This window comes from Streptomyces sp. TLI_185 (assembly GCF_003814765.1).
Lineage (GTDB): Bacteria > Actinomycetota > Actinomycetes > Streptomycetales > Streptomycetaceae > Streptomyces.
In genome coordinates this window covers 9,275,290-9,293,163 of sequence record NZ_RKRB01000001.1, presented here as the reverse complement: position 1 = coordinate 9,293,163, position 17,874 = coordinate 9,275,290, and the positions used below count along the sequence as shown (strand labels likewise).

14 protein-coding genes are annotated in these 17,874 nt (G+C 72.2%); 10 read left to right on the top strand and 4 right to left on the bottom strand.

What is annotated here, in order from left to right; translation table 11 throughout:
* Window positions 1-59 precede the first annotated feature (59 nt).
* On the top strand, window positions 60-1,295 hold the full coding sequence (locus EDD92_RS42635; RefSeq protein ID WP_123969223.1) for a GNAT family N-acetyltransferase: 1,236 nt from the start codon (window positions 60-62) through the stop codon (window positions 1,293-1,295).
* A 109-nt stretch (window positions 1,296-1,404) separates the two neighbouring features.
* On the opposite strand, the gene EDD92_RS42630 is transcribed toward EDD92_RS42635, so the two are convergent.
* Window positions 1,405-2,079, bottom strand: coding sequence for an SDR family oxidoreductase (locus EDD92_RS42630; protein WP_123969222.1), 675 nt, complete (start codon window positions 2,077-2,079; stop codon window positions 1,405-1,407).
* 129 nt (window positions 2,080-2,208) lie between these two features.
* Here EDD92_RS42630 and EDD92_RS42625 point away from each other — a divergent pair, with 129 nt between their 5' ends.
* Both EDD92_RS42625 and EDD92_RS42620 read left to right on the top strand, forming a co-directional pair.
* A complete protein-coding gene (locus EDD92_RS42625; protein WP_123969221.1) occupies window positions 2,209-2,922 on the top strand; it encodes a TetR/AcrR family transcriptional regulator in 714 nt (237 codons plus the stop codon).
* Window positions 2,923-3,126: 204 nt separating this feature from the next.
* On the top strand, window positions 3,127-3,993 hold the full coding sequence (locus EDD92_RS42620; RefSeq protein WP_123969220.1) for an esterase family protein: 867 nt from the start codon (window positions 3,127-3,129) through the stop codon (window positions 3,991-3,993).
* A gap of 143 nt (window positions 3,994-4,136) precedes the next feature.
* Here EDD92_RS42620 and EDD92_RS42615 read toward each other — a convergent pair whose 3' ends face one another.
* Window positions 4,137-5,126 (bottom strand): YafY family protein, encoded by a 990-nt coding sequence (locus EDD92_RS42615; protein ID WP_123969219.1) that lies wholly within the window; start codon window positions 5,124-5,126, stop codon window positions 4,137-4,139.
* A gap of 93 nt (window positions 5,127-5,219) precedes the next feature.
* Here EDD92_RS42615 and EDD92_RS42610 point away from each other — a divergent pair, with 93 nt between their 5' ends.
* Complete coding sequence (locus EDD92_RS42610; RefSeq protein WP_123969218.1) at window positions 5,220-5,618, top strand: VOC family protein; 399 nt, start codon at window positions 5,220-5,222, stop codon at window positions 5,616-5,618.
* Between the two features lie 113 nt (window positions 5,619-5,731).
* Here the strand turns inward: EDD92_RS42610 and EDD92_RS42605 are convergent, their stop codons facing one another.
* Window positions 5,732-6,493: an NADPH-dependent F420 reductase gene (locus tag EDD92_RS42605; RefSeq protein ID WP_123969217.1), complete on the bottom strand. Its 762-nt coding sequence runs from the start codon at window positions 6,491-6,493 to the stop codon at window positions 5,732-5,734.
* 50 nt (window positions 6,494-6,543) lie between these two features.
* Here EDD92_RS42605 and EDD92_RS42600 point away from each other — a divergent pair, with 50 nt between their 5' ends.
* The gene (locus EDD92_RS42600; protein ID WP_260327162.1) at window positions 6,544-7,035 is read left to right on the top strand and encodes a TetR/AcrR family transcriptional regulator; all 492 of its coding nucleotides are present in this window, start codon (window positions 6,544-6,546) and stop codon (window positions 7,033-7,035) included.
* A gap of 346 nt (window positions 7,036-7,381) precedes the next feature.
* Here the strand turns inward: EDD92_RS42600 and EDD92_RS42595 are convergent, their stop codons facing one another.
* On the bottom strand, window positions 7,382-7,597 hold the full coding sequence (locus EDD92_RS42595) for a hypothetical protein (protein ID WP_123969216.1): 216 nt from the start codon (window positions 7,595-7,597) through the stop codon (window positions 7,382-7,384).
* A 506-nt stretch (window positions 7,598-8,103) separates the two neighbouring features.
* On the opposite strand from EDD92_RS42595, the gene EDD92_RS42585 reads away from it, so the two are divergent.
* From EDD92_RS42585 to EDD92_RS42565, 5 genes are all read left to right on the top strand, one after another.
* Window positions 8,104-9,690, top strand: a complete 1,587-nt coding sequence (locus EDD92_RS42585) for an acyl-CoA carboxylase subunit beta (protein WP_123970806.1) — start codon at window positions 8,104-8,106, stop codon at window positions 9,688-9,690.
* A gap of 74 nt (window positions 9,691-9,764) precedes the next feature.
* Window positions 9,765-11,504, top strand: coding sequence for a fatty acyl-AMP ligase (locus tag EDD92_RS42580; RefSeq protein ID WP_123969215.1), 1,740 nt, complete (start codon window positions 9,765-9,767; stop codon window positions 11,502-11,504).
* Window positions 11,501-15,478: a beta-ketoacyl synthase N-terminal-like domain-containing protein gene (locus EDD92_RS42575; protein ID WP_260327161.1), complete on the top strand. Its 3,978-nt coding sequence runs from the start codon at window positions 11,501-11,503 to the stop codon at window positions 15,476-15,478. Before EDD92_RS42580 ends, EDD92_RS42575 begins: the two co-directional genes overlap by 4 nt.
* 22 nt (window positions 15,479-15,500) lie before the next feature.
* Window positions 15,501-16,445, top strand: a complete 945-nt coding sequence (locus tag EDD92_RS42570) for an alpha/beta hydrolase family protein (protein ID WP_123969214.1) — start codon at window positions 15,501-15,503, stop codon at window positions 16,443-16,445.
* Window positions 16,446-16,567: 122 nt separating this feature from the next.
* Window positions 16,568-17,797 (top strand): CdaR family transcriptional regulator, encoded by a 1,230-nt coding sequence (locus EDD92_RS42565; RefSeq protein ID WP_123969213.1) that lies wholly within the window; start codon window positions 16,568-16,570, stop codon window positions 17,795-17,797.
* Window positions 17,798-17,874: the final 77 nt, after the last annotated feature.

Sequence of the window (17,874 nt, the reverse complement as noted above, 5' to 3'; positions counted from 1 at the left end):
GCACTGTGGCGGGGCACCGCGGGTCGTGGTGCCGGTAGCCCGGGGAGGCAGCGGCAGCAATGGAGATCCGTTCCACGACCGACCAGGACTTCGACGTCTTCGTCGACACCATGTATGCCGCGTTCGGGCGCTTCCCGGAAACCCCGGCGGACGGCGGCGGCGGAGTGTGGTGGGCGGCGCTCGAAATGGACCGCAACCTGCTCGCCGTTACGGCGGACGGGCGGCCCGTCGGCACCGCGGGTGCGTACTCCTTCGAGCTCACGCTGCCCGGTGAGATCCTCGCACCGGCCGCGGGGGTGACCGCCGTCGGCGTCCTGCCCTCGCACCGACGCAAGGGCGTGCTCACCGCGCTGATGCGGCATCAGCTCACCGAACTGCGGGCCCGAGGTGAATTCCTCTCCGTGCTGCTGGCCTCCGAGGCCGTGATCTACCGCAGGTTCGGCTACGGGCCGGCGACCTACACACAGCGGCTGACGGTGCCGCGCCACCAGGCCGCCCTCGCCCTCCCCCGGGCGCACGGAACGGCCGAGGCACCGGCAACCGCTCGGGACACCGGCTCGGTCGAGCTGCTGCGGCGGGCGGAGTGCGGCGAGATCCTGGAAGAGGTCTACGACCGTTACCGCCGCGCACAGCCCGGTGCGCTGTCCAGGCCGCACCGCTGGTGGGCCTCGGGCGCGGGGCAGCCCCCCATCTCTCCGGCGCCGCGCTACGTGGCCGTCCACCGTGACGCCGCGGGTGTCCCGGACGGGTACGCCAGCTATGCAATCGGCGAAGGCGACGCCTTGACGGTCGACGAGACCATCGCGAGCGGCGACGCCGCCTTCACGGCCCTGGCCCGGTTCGTGCTCGGACACGACCTGGTCCGTCAGGTGGTGTTCAAGCACATCCCGCCCGACAGTCCGCTGCGCTGGCAGCTTGCGGACTTCCGCGCCGGCCAGGTCAGCAACGACACCGACTGGCTCTGGGTACGTCTGCTGGACGTCCCACGTGCGCTGACCGCGCGCGGCTGGTCCGTGGACGGCGAGCTCGTCCTCGACGTCGACGACCCGTTCCTCGGTGAGCACGGCCGCTACCTGCTGACGGTGCGCGACGGCAAAGCCGAATGCGTCCCCACGGACCGGGAGCCCGATCTGTCCCTGGACGCGAGCGACCTCGGTTCGATCTACCTCGGCGGCACCGCCCCGAGCACGCTCGTGCGTGCGGGACACATCCAGGCCCACCGCCCGGGCGCGGCCGCCCTCGCCGACACCCTCTTCCGCGCCGAGCGCTCCCCGCACTGCCTGCACTGGTTCTGACCGGGAGCCGAGGGAATGCTTTCGGGGCCGCCCTCCCCGAGCCAGGTGTCGATGGCGAAGTGCGCGGCGTAGATAGCGGGAGGCCAGGCGGTCGGCTGACTGATGGGCGTCAGAGACTGAAGACGAGTTCGGCCCGGTCGCGCTTGGTGGTGTGGAGGTCCCAGTAGACCGGGGAGATCTCCTCGGGCTGGGCGGTCGGGAATCCGGGGACCGCCGGCGTGCCGATCGACACGTTGATGGCGACGTGCGCGGCCTGGACGCCGGTGCCGTCCAGCTCCTTGTGCAGGTTGATCACCCAGTTGCGCAGCGCCGCGGCGGCGGCGTTGACGTTGGCGATCTGCGGCACGGGATCGACGGAGCCGGCGCCGGTGGTGAACAGCAGGGTGCCCGCGCCGGCCTCACGCATGGCGGGCAGCACCGCGCGGGTGGCGGCGATGGCTCCGTAGAGCTGGAAGTCCATCTCGTGCTGCACGTCGGCCGGTTCGGTCGCGGCCGGGGTGGTCATGACGGTCTGGAGGCCGCCGACCGGGGAGTACTCCAGGACGTCGATGCCGCCGAAGTGTGCGGCCGCGTCCTTGAGTGCCTGGGTGAGCGCGGTGCGGTCGAGGACGTCGGCGGGGAACGCGGCGGCGGTGATGCCCTCGGCGGCCAGCTCACCGCCAAGGTCTTCGAGCTTGGCCCGGTTGCGGGCGATCAGTGCGACGTCGTAGCCGTGAGTGCCGTAGGTGCGGGCAATGGCGAGACCGAGCTGGGGGCCGGCGCCGACGATGGCGATGGTGGGCATGTGAGAGCCTTTCACTGAAAGGGAGGTGGATAGGGCTATCCATTTCGTTTCCGGAAAGCCCTATCCGTTTTACTGTCCACCGTAACACAGGAACTGGATAAGGCATTCCGGTTTGCTAGTCTGATCGGTATGAGCCCCCGAGATCCCCGCACCGAAGCCGACGTCGGCACGGCCGTTTCCGCAGGTCAGTCCAAGCGCAGCGATGCGGAGCGCAACCGGGGGCGGATCATCGCCGCCGCGCGCACGGTCTTCGGGCGCGACGGGCTGAACGCCTCGATGGCCTCGGTCGCACGGGAGACCGGGGTCGGGATCGCCACCCTCTTCCGCCACTTCCCCCGCAAGGAGGATCTGCTCGCCGCGGTCTTCGCCGACCGCATGAAGGCGTACGCGCACGCCACCGACGCGGCCCTGGCCGACCCGGACCCGTGGCACGGCTTCACCGGCTACATCGAGACGGTCTGCGCGATGCAGGCCGCCGACCGCGGCTTTGCCGACATCCTGACCATGAACTTCCCGGGCGTCCCGGAGCTGGAGAAGTACCACGCCCGGGCATACGAGGGCTTCTTGGAACTCATCGGCCGCGCCAAGGACAGCGGGCAGCTGCGCGAGGACTTCACCAGCCGCGATCTCGTGCTGCTGCTGATGGCCAACGCCGGAGTCCTCGGCGCCACGGCCGATGCCGCCCCGGACGCCTGGCGCCGGCTGGTCGCCTGGATGATCCAGTCCTTCCAGGCCCCGGCCCGCGGCCCGCTGCCGGACCCGCCGGACGACGCAGCACTGTACGAGGCCATGCGCCGCGCCAGTCAGAACGCCACCGCCCCAGAGCCCGGAAAGCGACGCTGAACCAGCGACCGGTGGGACACCGGGCAGGCTGAAACCCTGTCCATAACTGAGGTTCAGCACGGTGCTGCGGTGGCACCGGCTGGAGTGGGACGAGATCGTCCGCTTCGAGGATGGACGGGTAGCCGTCGGCGACCCCCCGCTTCGGCGTCGCGGTGCTCACAAACCCCGTTGAGACCGTTCCTGATCCTTCCTAGGTTGGGCCGCGTGACGATCGAGGTGCCCTACCAGCCGCTTCCGATTCACCAGTCAGACGTGCGCTATGCCCATGGCCCCGACTCCACCGTGCAGCCAGGCGTACCGGCCGGCGAGACGATCGAGTTCGACTGGAGCGACAGCGCGATCTACCCGGGAACTTCACGGAAGTTCTGGGTGCATGTGCCCGCGCGGTACGACCCCTCGGAACCGGCGTCTCTGATGGTGTTCCAGGACGGATGGTGGTACCTGGACCCTGAAGGGGAGGTCCGAGGCACGATCGTTTTGGACAACCTCGTCCACCGCGGTGACATCCCGGTCACCATCGGCCTGTTCGTCGACCCGGGCGTCTTCGCAGATGCTGAGAATCAGAAGAACCGCAACACCGAGTACGACGCCTACGACGACCGGTACGTCCGCTTTCTCCTGACAGAGATCATCCCAGAGGTCACGAAGCGCTATTCGATCGTCGAGGACCCCGACCGGTGGGGCATCTGCGGTGGCAGCAGCGGCGGCAACTGCGCCTTTACCGCAGCCTGGCTGCGCCCGGACAAATTCCGCCGGGTGATCGGGTACTTGTCCAGCTTCACCCAGATGCCAGGCGGCAACCCATACCCCGAACTCATCCCCCGCGTCCCGCGTAAGCCGCTGCGCATCTTCATGCAAGCGGGACACCGTGACCTGCGCTGGAACGAACCCGAGGCGAACTGGCTCGCCAACAACCTGCGCGTCGCGGCCGCACTGGCAGAAGCCCGCTACGACTTCCGCCTCGTCCTCGGCGACGGCGGCCACAGCCCCAACCACGGCGGGGTCCTGCTTCCCGACGCCCTTCGCTGGTTGTGGCGGTCGGACGATCGCCGCCACCAGCGGGTGGGTTGAGGCGCGGCGACCACGTAGAGACGGCCGTCTCGGATCAGGTCCACAAGACGCTGACCGAGCGGTGAGCGAGGGCGGTTACGGCCTGGAGTGGCGTTTGCCCTCCGCGCGCCGGCGGTCGTAATGCATTCGGGAGTTCCTCACTGTCAGGCTTGGCGGGCGTTGGAGGTGAGGCGATCGGCAAGCGCGATGACGAGGTCGCGGAGTTCAGCGGGGCGCTCGATGACGAACGGCCGGTCGATTGCGGCGAGTATCCGAGGCAACCAGTCGAGCCGCTCCGCCCGCAGCTCGACGCGCAGCCAGCGCTCGGCCGCCGGGTCCTCGCCGGCCGGGGGCTCGTGCTCCTCCAGGCTCGCGACGCCGGCGGGGAGGTACGCGCGGATCTGCTCAACTGTCCCGTGGATCCGCAAGGTCACCTCATGCCGGTACTCGGCCGTGGCGAATCCTGACAACACGCGCTGTGCCGGACCGGGACCCACGGGCGCCTCGAATGAGCCGGGCAGGGTCCGCGCGTCTGCGATGCGATCGAGCCGGAAGGTTCGGTCCTCGCCGACCTGGGCGTCCTTGCCCGTGACGTACCACCGGCCCGCATGGGCGACGATCCCGTACGCGTGCAGTGTGCGTTCGCTGCGCCGTCCGTCGCGGTCGGTGTAGCGGATCGAGACCGGTCGGCGGTGGCGCACCGCATCGGCGATGGTGAGCAGGAGCCCGGCGTCCGGGTGGTCCAACTCGCCGGGCTGATCCGTGAAGGCGAGAGCTTCCAGGAGGGTGTCGAGCCGGCGGGCGATGTGCTTGGGCAGCACCCGCCGGATCTTCGCCGATGCCGTCTCGTTTGCCGTGCGCTCCGTCGTCGTCAGCCCTGCCCGGCGGCCGGCGACCAGGCCGAGCAGCACGGCCAGCGCCTCGTCGTCGCTGAGCATGAGCGGAGGCAAGCGGTAGCCGGGGGCGAGCCGGTAGCCGCCGTAGCGGCCGCGCACCGATTCCACGGGCACGTCCAGGTCGATCAGCTGGTCCACGTACCGGCGCACGGTGCGCCCTTCGACGCCGAGCCGGTCGGCGAGCTCGGCCACGGTCCGGGTGCCGCCCGACTGGAGCAGCTCCAGGAGTGTCAGCACGCGGCCGGTGGGTCGAGGCATGTTCGCAGCCTAACGCGAATACAGGACCGATTCTGTCCACTATTTCTCCTAGCCTGCGACGTGCACGCCTCCAGCACAGCCAAGGAGATTCCCATGGACTTCGTCTCGATCCGCATCATCACCAGCGACGTAGCGCGCCTCATCGAGTTCTACGAGCGAGCCACAGGGGCGCGGGCGGCGTGGGCCACGGAGGACTTCGCCGAACTGAAGACCGCGGGCGCCACCCTCGCGATCGCCGGCACCCGCACCGTCCCGCTGTTCGCCCCGGGCTCTGCCCGCCCGGCGGACAACCACAGCGTGATCACCGAGTTCCTCGTCGACGACGTGGACCGCGTTCACCAGAACCTGACCGGCTTCGTCACCGACTTCGTCAACGAGCCCACCACGATGCCCTGGGGCAACCGGTCGCTGCTGTTCCGCGACCCCGACGGCAACCTCGTCAACTTCTTCACCCCCGTCACGCCGGCGGCCATGGAGAAGTTCGCACGCTGACGCCACGCACAGCCGCTCACGCGGGAGCCCCGAGATCCCAGGGCTCCCGATGAACGGCCGGAGCCTCTCCAGGCGGACCCGGGCCGCCGGACCGGCCGGAACTCGTCGAGGGGTCAGGCCACCACGCGGTCGGCGGTGAGCTTGCGGGAGGTGTCGGCGAGGAGGGTGCGCAGCCGTGCTGCGGGCAGCGGGACGCCCCCATCGACGGGGGGCGGCGTCTGCGGCGCAGTGCCGGAGCGGAGGGCTTCGCTCACCTGTGTCCAGAAGGCCCTCATGGCGTCGGGGGCGGCGGAGTACGGCACCGCGTAGGGGTCGGTCTCCGGCTCGAAGCGCCAGCCTTCGGCCAGGGGCCCGGCGTCGACGGTGTCGGAGCCCAGCCGGCTGATCAGGTCCGCGGCCCCCGCCTTGGCTTGTGGGTCGTCGCCGGCGATGGGCAGGGCGATGGGGTCGGCGGCGCCCGCGGGGCGGGCGAGTGAAGGGATGTGGTGGTCGCTGATGTTGTTCAACGCCTCGACCAGCTTTGCGCCGGTCAGGTGTTCCTGGACGAGTTCGCTGGTGGTGGTCTTGCCGGAGTCGAGGACCTCGACGCGCCCGTCGCGGGACGGGTAGTAGTTGATCGTGTCGAGCACGACCTTGCCCGCCAGTGCGGCGGCGGGAAGCTCCCGGTAGGCGGCCAGCGGAATGCTCACCACCACCCAGTCGCCCGCCCGGGCCGCCTCCTCGGGGGCCGCGGCGCGGGCCCGCTCGCCGAGCTCGGCCACTGTCCCGGCCAGGGTCTCGGGGCCTCGGGAGTTGGACAGGACGACGTCGATCCCCGCCGCGATCGCGAGCCGCGCGAGGCTCGTGCCGATGTTTGCCGCTGCCGATGAAGCCAAGTGTTGCCATGGAAGGGGTCTCCCCGTCTCGCGGACCGTGCCGTCCGCCGGTGGGTTCTCAGGGGAGCAGGGCTCAAGCAGGAGCGCAGACGAAGGCCTCAAGGGCCTCCCGCAACCAACCGGAGCAAGCGCTCCAGCCCGCCAAGCGCGGCCGCCGCGCCGACGCCGAGCGCAACCGTGCCGCGATCATGGAGGCGGCCGGCGCCGTCTTCGCCGAGCAGGGCGGCACCGTCGACGTCCGTGAGATCGCCCGGCGCAGCGGCGTCGGCAAGGGCACGCTCTACCGCCACTTCCCGACCAAGGACGACCTGCTTCTCACCGCACTTGAACAGCAGTTCGACTCCTGGCTCACCGCCGCCCACCAGCAGGCCACCGCCACCGAAGACCCCTGGCAGGCGCTGACCGGCTTCTTCGAGCAGATGCTCACCACACAGGCCGGCAACCGCGCCGTCCTGGAGAGCTACACCACCAACGGCGGCCCCACTCCCTCCTGCGCCCCGACGTCACCACCGACGATCTGGTCCTGCTCAGCGGCTCCCTGAGCCAGGCCGTCCTGACGACCGGCGACAGCCACCCGGGCCAGTGGCGCCGCCTCCTGCGCATCTCCCTCGACGGCCTCAGCAGCTGCAACACCGAACCCCTGCCCGAGCCCGCAGCCCACGCGGACACACGCAGGAACGACTGACCGAAGATCCAGCTCTTCTCGCCTGCCGCGCCTGGGCAGCGCATCGAGCACATGGGGGAGTCACACGCGTTTTCGGGCGAGCAGCGAAACAGCTCGAATCTTGCGACCGTTTGACGCGCCCGAAATAGCCGCCCGCATCCGACACTTCGGCTGAGGCAGTGATCGGCGCGAAGCTCATCGAACGCCGTGCAGTCATGCGGCACTCAGTGCTGCCACACGTCCGGGCCGCCGCCCCGCCACTCGACCAGCCCGGATTCCCGCACCCACGCCTCGTCGGCGTCCTCCAGACCCGCGAGGCGCAGGAACTCGACGATGTCCAGCAGCCCGTACGCCATCCCGCGGAAATGGTCGCCCACACGAACCCGCCGGCCACCGTCCTCGGCGGGCGGGTAGATCACGATGGGCTGTGCGTCCGCCATAGCACCAGGGTGCGCTGTGTGACGGCTGCGCGCATGCGGGGCGCTGGTGGCGCTTGTTCCGCTTGGTCCCGTTCGGGGTGCCGTTGGTCTGCCCGGTAGCAGGAGGGGCAGCTGCCGCCTCGTGAGCACTCGCCTGTCTGCCGACCAAGGACGCCCACTACCGGCAGGTGGCCGAACCGCCGGCTGCACGCGCACCCGCCGGCGAGCGCGGCTTTCGCGGATCGCCGTTCCCCGACGGCGCGATGGCTGCGGGCTGCCTGGACGACTCGACCGCCGCCCGCAAGACCCTGCTGAACGCCGTCGGCCCGATCCGGTCGGGAGGCTGATTCCACCGGGGGCGCCTGAGGCTCGCCCTCCATACCGTGCCGCCACCCCGTTTCGCCGGCTGCTTGTCACGCACGGACTAACACCGGCACCGCAGGACTCATCTCCCGCAAATTGAACAGTGATTCCCCCAATTCGGCCCTGCTCCGCTGCCATATTCGAAAGCCACTTCGGAGGTGGCTGTGACGCGAGAGGCGACAACATCCCGTGCCGGGGAGACGGCGACGCGCGTTCCCGACCGCACCACCGACCGCACGGCCGGGCGCATCGCCGAGCTGGAGGGCCGGCGGGCGCAGGCCGTGTCTTCGGGCGGGCCGAGCCGGCGTGGGGAGTTCGGTGCCCGGGAGCGGATCGAACGGCTGCTGGACGCGGGTTCCTTCACCGAGACCGGCCTGTTCGTGCGGGCGCGGCCCGCCGGGGATGACGCCCGGCGTCCGTACGGCGACGGGGTGGTGACCGGGCACGGCACGGTCGACGGCCGTGCGGTGTGCGTGTTCGCGCAGGACTCCACGGTCTTCGGCGGCAGCATGGGCGAGGCCTTCGGTGAGAAGACCGTCGCACTGATGGACCTCGCCCTGAGGATCGGCTGCCCGGTCGTCGGGCTCAACGACGGCGGCGGCGCCCGCATCCAGGAAGGCGTCGCCTCGCTCGCCCTCTACGCCGAGCTGGTGCGCCGCAATGTGCGGGCGTCCGGGGTGATCCCGCAGATCTCGGTCGTCCTCGGGCCGTGCGCCGGCGGGGCCGCCTACTCCCCCGCCATCACCGACTTCACCGTGATGGTCGACGGCGCCGCACACATGTTCGTCACCGGGCCCGACGTCATCGAGGCGGTCACCGGCGAGCGCACCACCGCCGAGGACCTGGGCGGCGCCCGCACCAGCAACACGGTCAACGGCAACGCGCACTTCCTCGCCGCCGACGAGCAGGACGCCTTCGACACCGTACGGGATCTGCTGTCGTATCTGCCCGCCAACAACCTCGAGCGGCCCCCGGAGTACGCCCCGGGGCCGGTGCCGGGCGGGGCTTGGCTGGACGAGGTGGTGCCGGATCGGCTGGGGCAGGCCTACGACATGCGTGACATCCTCCGCGCGGTCGTCGACGACGGTGAACTCCTCGAAGTCCAGGAGCTGTTCGCGCCCAACATCATCTGTGCGCTGGCCCGGATCGAGGGCCGGTCCGTCGGTGTCGTCGCGAATCAGCCGCTGCACGCCGCCGGGGTCCTCGACATCGACGCCTCCGAGAAGGCGGCGCGTTTCGTACGGTTCTGCGACGCGTTCGGCGTGCCGCTGCTGACCTTCGCCGACGTGCCGGGCTATCTCTCCGGTGTCCGCCAGGAGCAGGCCGGGATCATTCGGCGCGGCGCCAAACTGCTGTACGCGTATGCCGAGGCGACCGTCCCGAAGGTCACCGTGGTGGTGCGCAAGGCGTACGGCGGCGGGTATGCGGTCATGGGCTCCAAGCACCTGGGCGCCGACATCAACCTCGCCTGGCCCACCGCCCGCATCGCCGTGATGGGCGCCGAGGGCGCGGTGGGCGTACTGCACCGGCGGGAACTCGCGGCCGCCGCCGACCCCGAGGCGCTGCGGGCCCGCCTGGTCGCCGCGTACGAGAGCACCCATGGGACGCCCTATCTCGCCGCCGAGCGCGGATACGTCGACGATGTCATCGCCCCGCGCGACACGCGCGCCCATGTCTGCCGTGCCCTGCGCGCGCTGCGCGGCAAGCGGGCCCCGATGCCGCAGCGCCGGCACGGCAACATCCCGCTCTGACCGGCGAGTTCACCTGCCCGCTGCGACTGCTGTGACCCGCAAGCCGTACCCCGCGACGTTTGGAGCCATGCCCCATGGACAGCCGCCGCCCCCCGCTCGCGCCCGCGTTCCGGAGTCTGCCGGAGTACGTGCGGCACTGGGCCGACACCACCCCCGACCGACGGGCGTTCACCTTCGTCGACCATCCCGCCCCCGACTCGCGCGGTGTCCACCGCACCCTGACCTGGCGGCGCCTTGAGCTGCGGGTGCGGGCGCTGGCCGCCCGGCTCGCCGAGGAGGCCGAGCCCGGGGCGCGGGTGGCGCTGCTGTGCCCGCAGGGCACGGAGTACGCCACCGCCTTCCTGGCGGCGCTCGCCGCCGGCCTGGTCGCCGTGCCGCTGTGTCCGCCCGGCCTGCCGGGGCACGCCGACCGTCTCTCGGCCGTGTTTGCCGACGCACGTCCGCAGGTCGCCGTGACGACGAGCCGCCGCCTGGACGAGGTGCGGGACTTCTGTGACGGCACGTCGGTACGGATCGTCGCCGCCGATCAGGTGTCCGACGCCGCCGCCGGAGACTGGCAGCCGGTCGTGCCGGACGCTGCGGAGATCGCCTATCTGCAGTACACCTCCGGCTCGACCCGCACCCCGGCAGGCGTGGAGATCACCCATGGCAACGTGGTCGCCAACGCCCGTCAGGCGCTGACCGCCTACGGTGCGGACGCCCACCCGGTGACCTGTGTGGGCTGGCTGCCGCTGTACCACGACATGGGGCTGGTCCTCAGTGTCGCCGCCCCGGTGGTGCGCGGTCTGCTGTCGGTGCTCATGGAGCCGGCCGCGTTCCTGCACGAGCCCGCGCGCTGGCTGCGGCTGCTCGCCGCGCATCCGCGTGCGCTGAGCGCGGCGCCCAACTTCGCCTACGACTACTGCGCCTCCGCCGTCACCGACGAACAGAAGGCGGATCTACGGCTGGACGGGATCGCCGCGCTGATCAACGGCAGTGAGCCGGTCCGCCCGGGCACGGTCGACCGCTTCCACGCCGCCTTCGCCGCACAGGGGCTGTCGCCGGACGTCCACTGCCCCTCGTACGGGCTGGCCGAGGCAACCGTCTTCGTGAGCGCGGCCCGGCCAGGAGAGCCGCTGTGCCGGTTCGCGCTCGACCGTGACGCCCTCGCCTCCGGGAAGGCCCTGCCTGCACGGCCCGAGGATCCCCGGGCGGTACTGCTGGCGGGCTGCGGCACTCCGGCGAGCCAGCGGGTGCGCATCGTCGATCCCGCGTCCGGGGCCGTGATGTCCGAGGGGGAGGTCGGGGAGATCCGGGTGCAGGGTCCCAACGTCGGCCGCGGCTACTGGAATCAGGAGCGGCAGACCCGGCTCGTCTTCGGCGCCGAGTGGGACGCGGGGCCCGGCGGCTGGCTGCGCACGGGTGATCTGGGCACCGTGCTGGACGGGCAGCTGATCGTCACCGGCCGGCTCAAGGACCTCATCGTCGTCGACGGCCGCAACCACTATCCGCAGGACGTGGAGGCCACGGTCCAGGACGCGCATCCGGCCGTGCGACGGGACCGGCTGGCCGCCTTCGGCGTGCCGGGCGATGCGGGTGAGCGGGTGGTCGTGGTGGCCGAGCACGTGCGGGTCACGAGCCTCGACGAGATCGACGTACCGGCCCTCACACGCGCCGTGCGAGCCGCCGTCTCGGACCGGCACGGACTGCGGCTGGCCGAGGTGGTCCTCGTGGCACCGGGCGCGGTGCCCCGCACCTCCAGCGGCAAGGTGTCGCGGGCGCTGACCCGTCAGCGGTACCTGGAGGGCGCCTACACCGCGGAGCGTGGGCGGTGACAGCGGCCGGCGCGGGCGCGATGCGCCGACTGATTGCGGAGCGGGTGGCCGAGTGGACCGGGTCCGTCCCCGAGGCCGTCCCGATGGACCGGCCGTTGGCGGACCTCGGCATGGCCTCGCGGGACGCGGTGGTCCTGGCCGGGGAGTTGTCCCGGCTCGTGGGGCGGGAACTGCCGGCGACTCTGCTGTGGGAAGCGCCTACCGGCGATGCGCTGGTGGCCCGCCTGTCCGCTGACGAGGCGGAGGTCTCGGCCCTGGCCCGACCGGCGCCCGCCTCCACCGGCTTCGGCGAGCCCGTCGCCGTCATCGGGGTCGGCTGCCGACTGCCCGGGGGCGTGCACGGGCCGGGCGACTACTGGCGGCTGCTGAGCGAGGGTGTCGATGCGATCCGGCGGGTGCCGGAGGACCGGTGGCGGGACTTCACCGCCTTTCCGCCCGCCGACGCGCCCTTGTACGGCGGCTACCTCGACGACATCGCAGGCTTCGACGCCGACTTCTTCCGGATCACTCCGCGCGAGGCCGCGGTGATGGACCCGCAGCAGCGGATCCTCCTGGAGGTCGTCCACGAGACCCTCGACCATGCCTCCGTCCCGGCCGCTTCGCTCGCCGGCAGTGACACCGGTGTCTTCGTCGGTGTCTCGGCCCCCGAGTACGGCCGGCTCACCGGCGCCGACGCGGGCGCCGTCGATCCGTGGGCCCCGGCGGGCGCGGCGCTGAGTGTGACCGCGGGCCGGGTGGCGTATGTGCTGGACACCCGTGGGCCGAGCATGGCCGTGGACACCGCGTGTTCCTCCTCGCTGGTGGCCGTGCACCACGCGTGCGTCAGCCTGCGCACGGGCGAGAGCGGTATGGCGATCGCCGCGGGGGTCAACGTGCTGCTCTCCCCCACCATCGGCGTCGCCTTCGAGCGGGCCGGGGCGCTGGCGCCGGACGGGCGGTGCAAGCCGTTCTCGGCGGCAGCCGACGGCATCGGCCGCGGCGAGGGCTGCGCAGCCGTGCTCCTGAAACGGCTGTCCGACTCCGAACGCGACGGCGACCGCGTGCTCGCCGTGATCCGCGCCACGGCAGTCAACTCCGACGGCCGCTCCAACGGCCTCCTGGCACCCAACCCCGTAAGCCAGCAAGCCCTGTTGGCAACCTCCTACGCACGGGCCGGGCTCGACCCGTCGGCCATCGACTACGTCGAGGCCCACGGCACCGGCACCCCGCTGGGCGACCCGATCGAGGCGGGCGCGCTCGGCGCCGTCCTCGGTGCGGGCCGTGACCCCGACCAGCCGCTGCTGCTGGGCTCGGTCAAGGGCAACCTGGGTCATCTGGAGTCGGCCGCGGGTATCGCCGGGCTGGTCAAGACGGTGCTCGCGCTGCACCACGACGTTCTTCCGCCGTCCTTGCACTGCGCGGAGAGCAGTTCTTCGGGCGACGCACTGCTGCGAGTGGTGACCGAGCCCGAGCCCTGGCCGCGCTACGGCGGCACGGCCTCCGCCGGGGTCTCCGGGTTCGGCTTCGGTGGCACCAACGCCCATGCGGTGCTGGAGGAATGGCGGCCCGCAGTCCTGTCACCGCCCCCCGTCGAGGACCCGGCGGCCCGCCTTCATCTCCTCTCCGACGTCGATTCCGAGCGCCTGCGGGACACCGCCTCCCGGCTGGCGGACTGGCTCCGCACGTCCGAGGCAGGCATCGCGCGCCCCGCCGACATCGCCCGCACACTCGCCGGGCGGACCGGCCGTGGCCCCGTGCGGGCCGCCGTCGCCGCCGCTGATCGCGGTGAACTCGCCGACGCACTGGGCGCGTTGGCACTGGGCCGTCCTCACGCACGGGTCCTGACCGGCGAGGGTGATCTCGTCAGGCGCGGCCCGGTGTGGGTGTTCTCCGGGTACGGCAGCCAGTGGGCCGGCATGGGGCGCCGGCTGCTGGCCGAGGAGCCCGGGTTCGCCTCCGCCGTGGAGAAGATCGACGCCCAACTCGCCCCCGAGTGCGGGCTGTCCCTGTACGACCACCTTGCCTCCGGCGAGGGCCTGGAGTTGCTGGAGGTCGCCCAGCCGGTTCTGTTCGGCCTCCAGGTCGCCCTCGCCGAGCTGTGGCGCTCCTACGGTGTCGAGCCCGCCGCCGTCATCGGTCACTCCATGGGCGAGGTCGCCGCCGCGGTGTGCGCAGGCGCCCTGGACGTGCCCGACGCGGCGCGGATCGTGGCCGTACGGGCCCGGCTGCTCGCTCGGCTTCGGGGCGGCGCCATGGCGGTCGTCGACGTCGAGGACGGTGAACTCGACGCCCTGCAACGGGACTTCCCCGCTGTCCATGTCGCCGTGCACTCCTCCCCCGGCCAGAAAGTGGTCACCGGCGAGGAGGCTGCGGTGGCGCGGCTCGTGCGGCGACTGGAGGAGGAAGGGCGGGCAGCCCGCGCCATGCGGGTGGCCGGCGCCGGACACTCACCCCAAGTCGATTACCTGTTACCGGAGTTGATCGACTCCCTGTCCGGCATCCAGGGCAGACGGCCGCGCATCCCCGTCTACTCCACCGTCCTCGACGACCCCCGCGGCGACTGCACCTTCGACGCCGGGCACTGGGCCGCGAACCTTCGGCGGCCGGTGCGTCTGGACCGGGCCGTCGCGGCTGCCGCGGCCGACGGCCACACCGCCTTCGTGGAGATCTCACCGCACCCGGTGCTGGCCCGGGCCGTCACCGACACAGCGCCGGGCGCTCTCGCCCTCGGCACACTGCACCGCGACGCCGACGACGGCGCCGCGTTCCTGGGCCAGTTGGGTGCCCTGTATGCGGCGGGCCTGGGCCTGCCGTTGCCGTCCGGTCGCGTCATCGATCTGCCCGCGCCACGCTGGCGGCACGTGCGGCACTGGTGGACGGACGGGCGGGCGGCGACGACCACCCCCGCCGCCGTGCCCGAGGAGCAGGCCCCCGCGCCGCAGGACACCTCCGTCCCCGCCCGTCTGTGCCACCACATCGCCGCCGTCACGGGGCACGCGCCGGGCCGTGTCACCCCCGCCACCGCGCTGGCCGACCTCGGCCTGGACTCCTTGATGGCCGTGCGTATCCGTACCGCCCTGGAGCGCGAGTTCGGCGTCGCACTGCAGCTGCGCGATGTGCTCGGCACCCCCACGGTCGAGCAACTCGCCGAGCGCATCCGGCAAGCGCTCCCGGCCGGGGACGGCTCGCCGCTGCGTACTCTGCGGGCCGGCGGCTCCCGCCCGCCGCTGTTCCTCGTCCACGCCGCGGGCAGCACCACCGATGTCTACCGGCCGCTGGCGGAGCGGCTCGGAAACGACCGGCCGGTGTACGGGCTGGAGCGGCTCGAACAGGCCACTACGGTGAGCGAGAAGGCGAGCCGCTACGCCGAGGTCATCGCCACCGCCCAACCCAACGGGCCCTGCGTGCTGGGTGGTTGGTCCTTCGGCGGGTTCGTCGCGCAGGAGACCGCGCGGCAGCTCACCGCCGCCGGGCGGGAGGTGGAGCTGGTCGTGCTCATCGACTCCGTACGGCCCCTGCCCCGGCCCGGGCAGACGCCGGAGGACCCGATCCGCGCCCACTTCACGGGCTTCGCCGGGCATGTCGCCGACACCTACGGGGTCCGGCTGGAGCTGCCGTACGACGAACTGGTGGCGATGGACGACGACGGCGAGCGCATCGACACCGTGCTGCGGGCCCTGCGCGAGGCCGCCGAGCTGCCCGCCGCCGTCCTGGAGCACCAGCGCTCCTCCTACCTGGACCTGAGGATCGGCGAGGCCCACCGGCCGGGCCGCTACGACGGGCGCGTGGTCCTGTACCGGGCCGGCGAGCGCGCCCCGCACACCGTGCGCGACGCGGCCTACGAGCGGGACGACGAGGCGCTCGGCTGGGACGAGGTGTGCCCGCGCCTGTCGGTCGTACGGGTCGGCGGCCACCATCTGTCGCTCCTCGACCCGCCGCACATCGACGAGATCGCCGCCCGGCTGCGGCGCGAGCTCGCCGAGCCGACCCGCTGATCCCGGAGCCCTAGGAGCCGCCATGCCCCACCCCCACCGCAGCACCGGAGTGTCCCGGCGCACCGTCACCAGGGCCGCGGCGAGCGCCGGTCTGGCCGCCCTGTTCGGGGCCGCCGCCCGCACCGCACGGGCCGCGACCCAGCTGGGTCCGCGCACCTTCGACGTGTCCGTGGCCTCCGCCGCCCTGGGCCGCAGCGCCCCGGTGCGGCTGATCCTGCCGTCGGACTTCGACACGCAGACGGGCCGGACCTATCCCGTGCTGTATCTGCTGCACGGCGCCCACGACGACTACACGTCCTGGACCCGTGAGACCGACATCGAGGCCTTCACCGAGGGCCGGGACCTGATCGTGGCCATGCCGGACGGCGGCCCCACCGGCATTCCCACGGCGTGGCTGAGCGGCCCCGACTACGAGACGTTCCAGCTCACCGAGGTCCCGGCGATGCTGAAGCGCGACTACCGGGCCTCCGGGGTGCGGGCGGTCGCCGGGGTCTCCACCGGCGGCTACGGCGCCATGGCGCACGCGGCCCGCCATCCGGGCGCGTTCACCGCCGCGGCTTCCTACAGCGGCATCCTCGACACCACCGCGCCCGGCGTGCCCACCCTCGTCGACGCCATCGTGGCCCGCGAGAACCTTGCGCCCCTCTCCCTGTGGGGCAACCCAGTCCTGAACCTCCTGACCTGGCGGAACTTCAACCCGCGGGCCCGCGCCGCGGGCTTGCGCGGGACTCCTCTGTACGTCTCCAACGGCAGCGGCGTGGTCGGCGGGAGTGGCGACTGGCTTCCCGAGGCGCTGGAGAGCGCCCTGTGGCCCTCCGCCCACAGCTTCACCGACACCCTCGCCCGCCTGGGCATCGCGGTCACCACCCACTTCTACGCAGGAGGAGGACACAGCTGGGCGTACTGGAAACCGCAGTTCGCCGCGTCGTGGCCGATGCTCGCCGGTGCACTCGGGCTGCCGGAGTGATGTCGGTGCCGTCGGGGCACGGAACGGAGCGCAGGGGACGTCCGTCCAACACAGGACTTGCCCCTCGCCCCACGGGAAACACTCCGCGGGTGAGCCGGTTCCGGTGGAAAGGAGCGTCCGCGATGGCCGTCCCCACCCCGCACGGCGAGCCTGCCGGTCCGGTCTCCCCCTCCGTGCCGGCCGGCCTCGCCGAGCTGCTGCGTGCCCAGCTGGAGGCGGTCGCCGACGAGGTCGAGGACGAGGTCCGCAGACAGGTTCCCGAGTACGCGGGCCCCGCGGACGGCATGTACGCCAGGAACCTGCGGGCCGGGGTGGTGCAGGCGCTGACCCTGTTCGTCGACCACATCGCCGACGCGCGCGGCCGCAGCGACGCGATCGCCTCGACGTACTACGAACTCGGGCGCGGCGTGGCCCGGGAGAACCGCAGTCTGGACGCCCTGCAGTCCGCGCTGCGGATCGGAGGGATGCATGCCTGGCGGCTGATGGGCCGGACAGCCGAGGAGTTGGGGCTGGACTCGGCGGTGGTGGCGGCGCTGGGCGAGCTCGCGTTCCGGACCGTGCACGAGGTGGCCGAGGCGGCCGCGGCCGGCTACGCGGAGGGGCGGCTGCGCAGCACGGACGAGCTGGAGCGGCGGCGCAGGCGCCTGCTCGAACTGCTCCTTGGCGAGGGGCCGGTGTCGTTGGAGGCCGTGCAGGATCTCGCGCACGGCGCCCGCTGGTCGGTGCCCCGGCAGGTCGCGGTCGTCGCGCTCGCGGCCCCGGCGGACCAGCGCGAGGAGGAGCGGCCGCTGGCGGGCGCAGGGGCACTGGTGGACATGGGGTCCCGGCCGCCGCGGATGCTGCTGCCCGATCCGGACGGTTCGGGCCGCTTCGGCGGCCGTGCGTTCACTCTCACGCTGCGCGGCCGTCCTGCGGCGATCGGCCCGACGGTGCCGCTCACCGAGGCCGCTCAGTCGCTGCGCTGGGCCGCCCGGGCGCTGCGGCTGATGGGACGCGGGATCCTGCCCCGGCAGGGCGTGGTGCGTTGCGCCGACCACCTCTCGACCCTGCTGCTGCACGGGGACGAGCCGCTGCTGGCCCAGTTGGAGTCGCGGGTCCTCGCACCGCTGGACACAGCCACCGAGGGGCAGCGACCCCGGCTCGCCGAGACGCTGCTGGCCTGGCTGCTCAGCGGCAGCAACGTGCCCGATGTCGCCGCCCGCCTGCACATCCACCCGCAGACGGTCCGCTACCGCCTGCGCCAGCTGGAGAAGCTCTTCGGGGACGCCCTGCACGACCCCGCCACCCGCCTGGACCTCATCCTGGCACTGCGCGCCGAGGAACTGCGGGACCAGGAAACACCCTCCGTGTAGACGGCGCGGGCAATTCCCGCCGACTCACCTCAGCTCAAGAAACCGTAGAACTTCTGAATTCCCATACATAACACCCC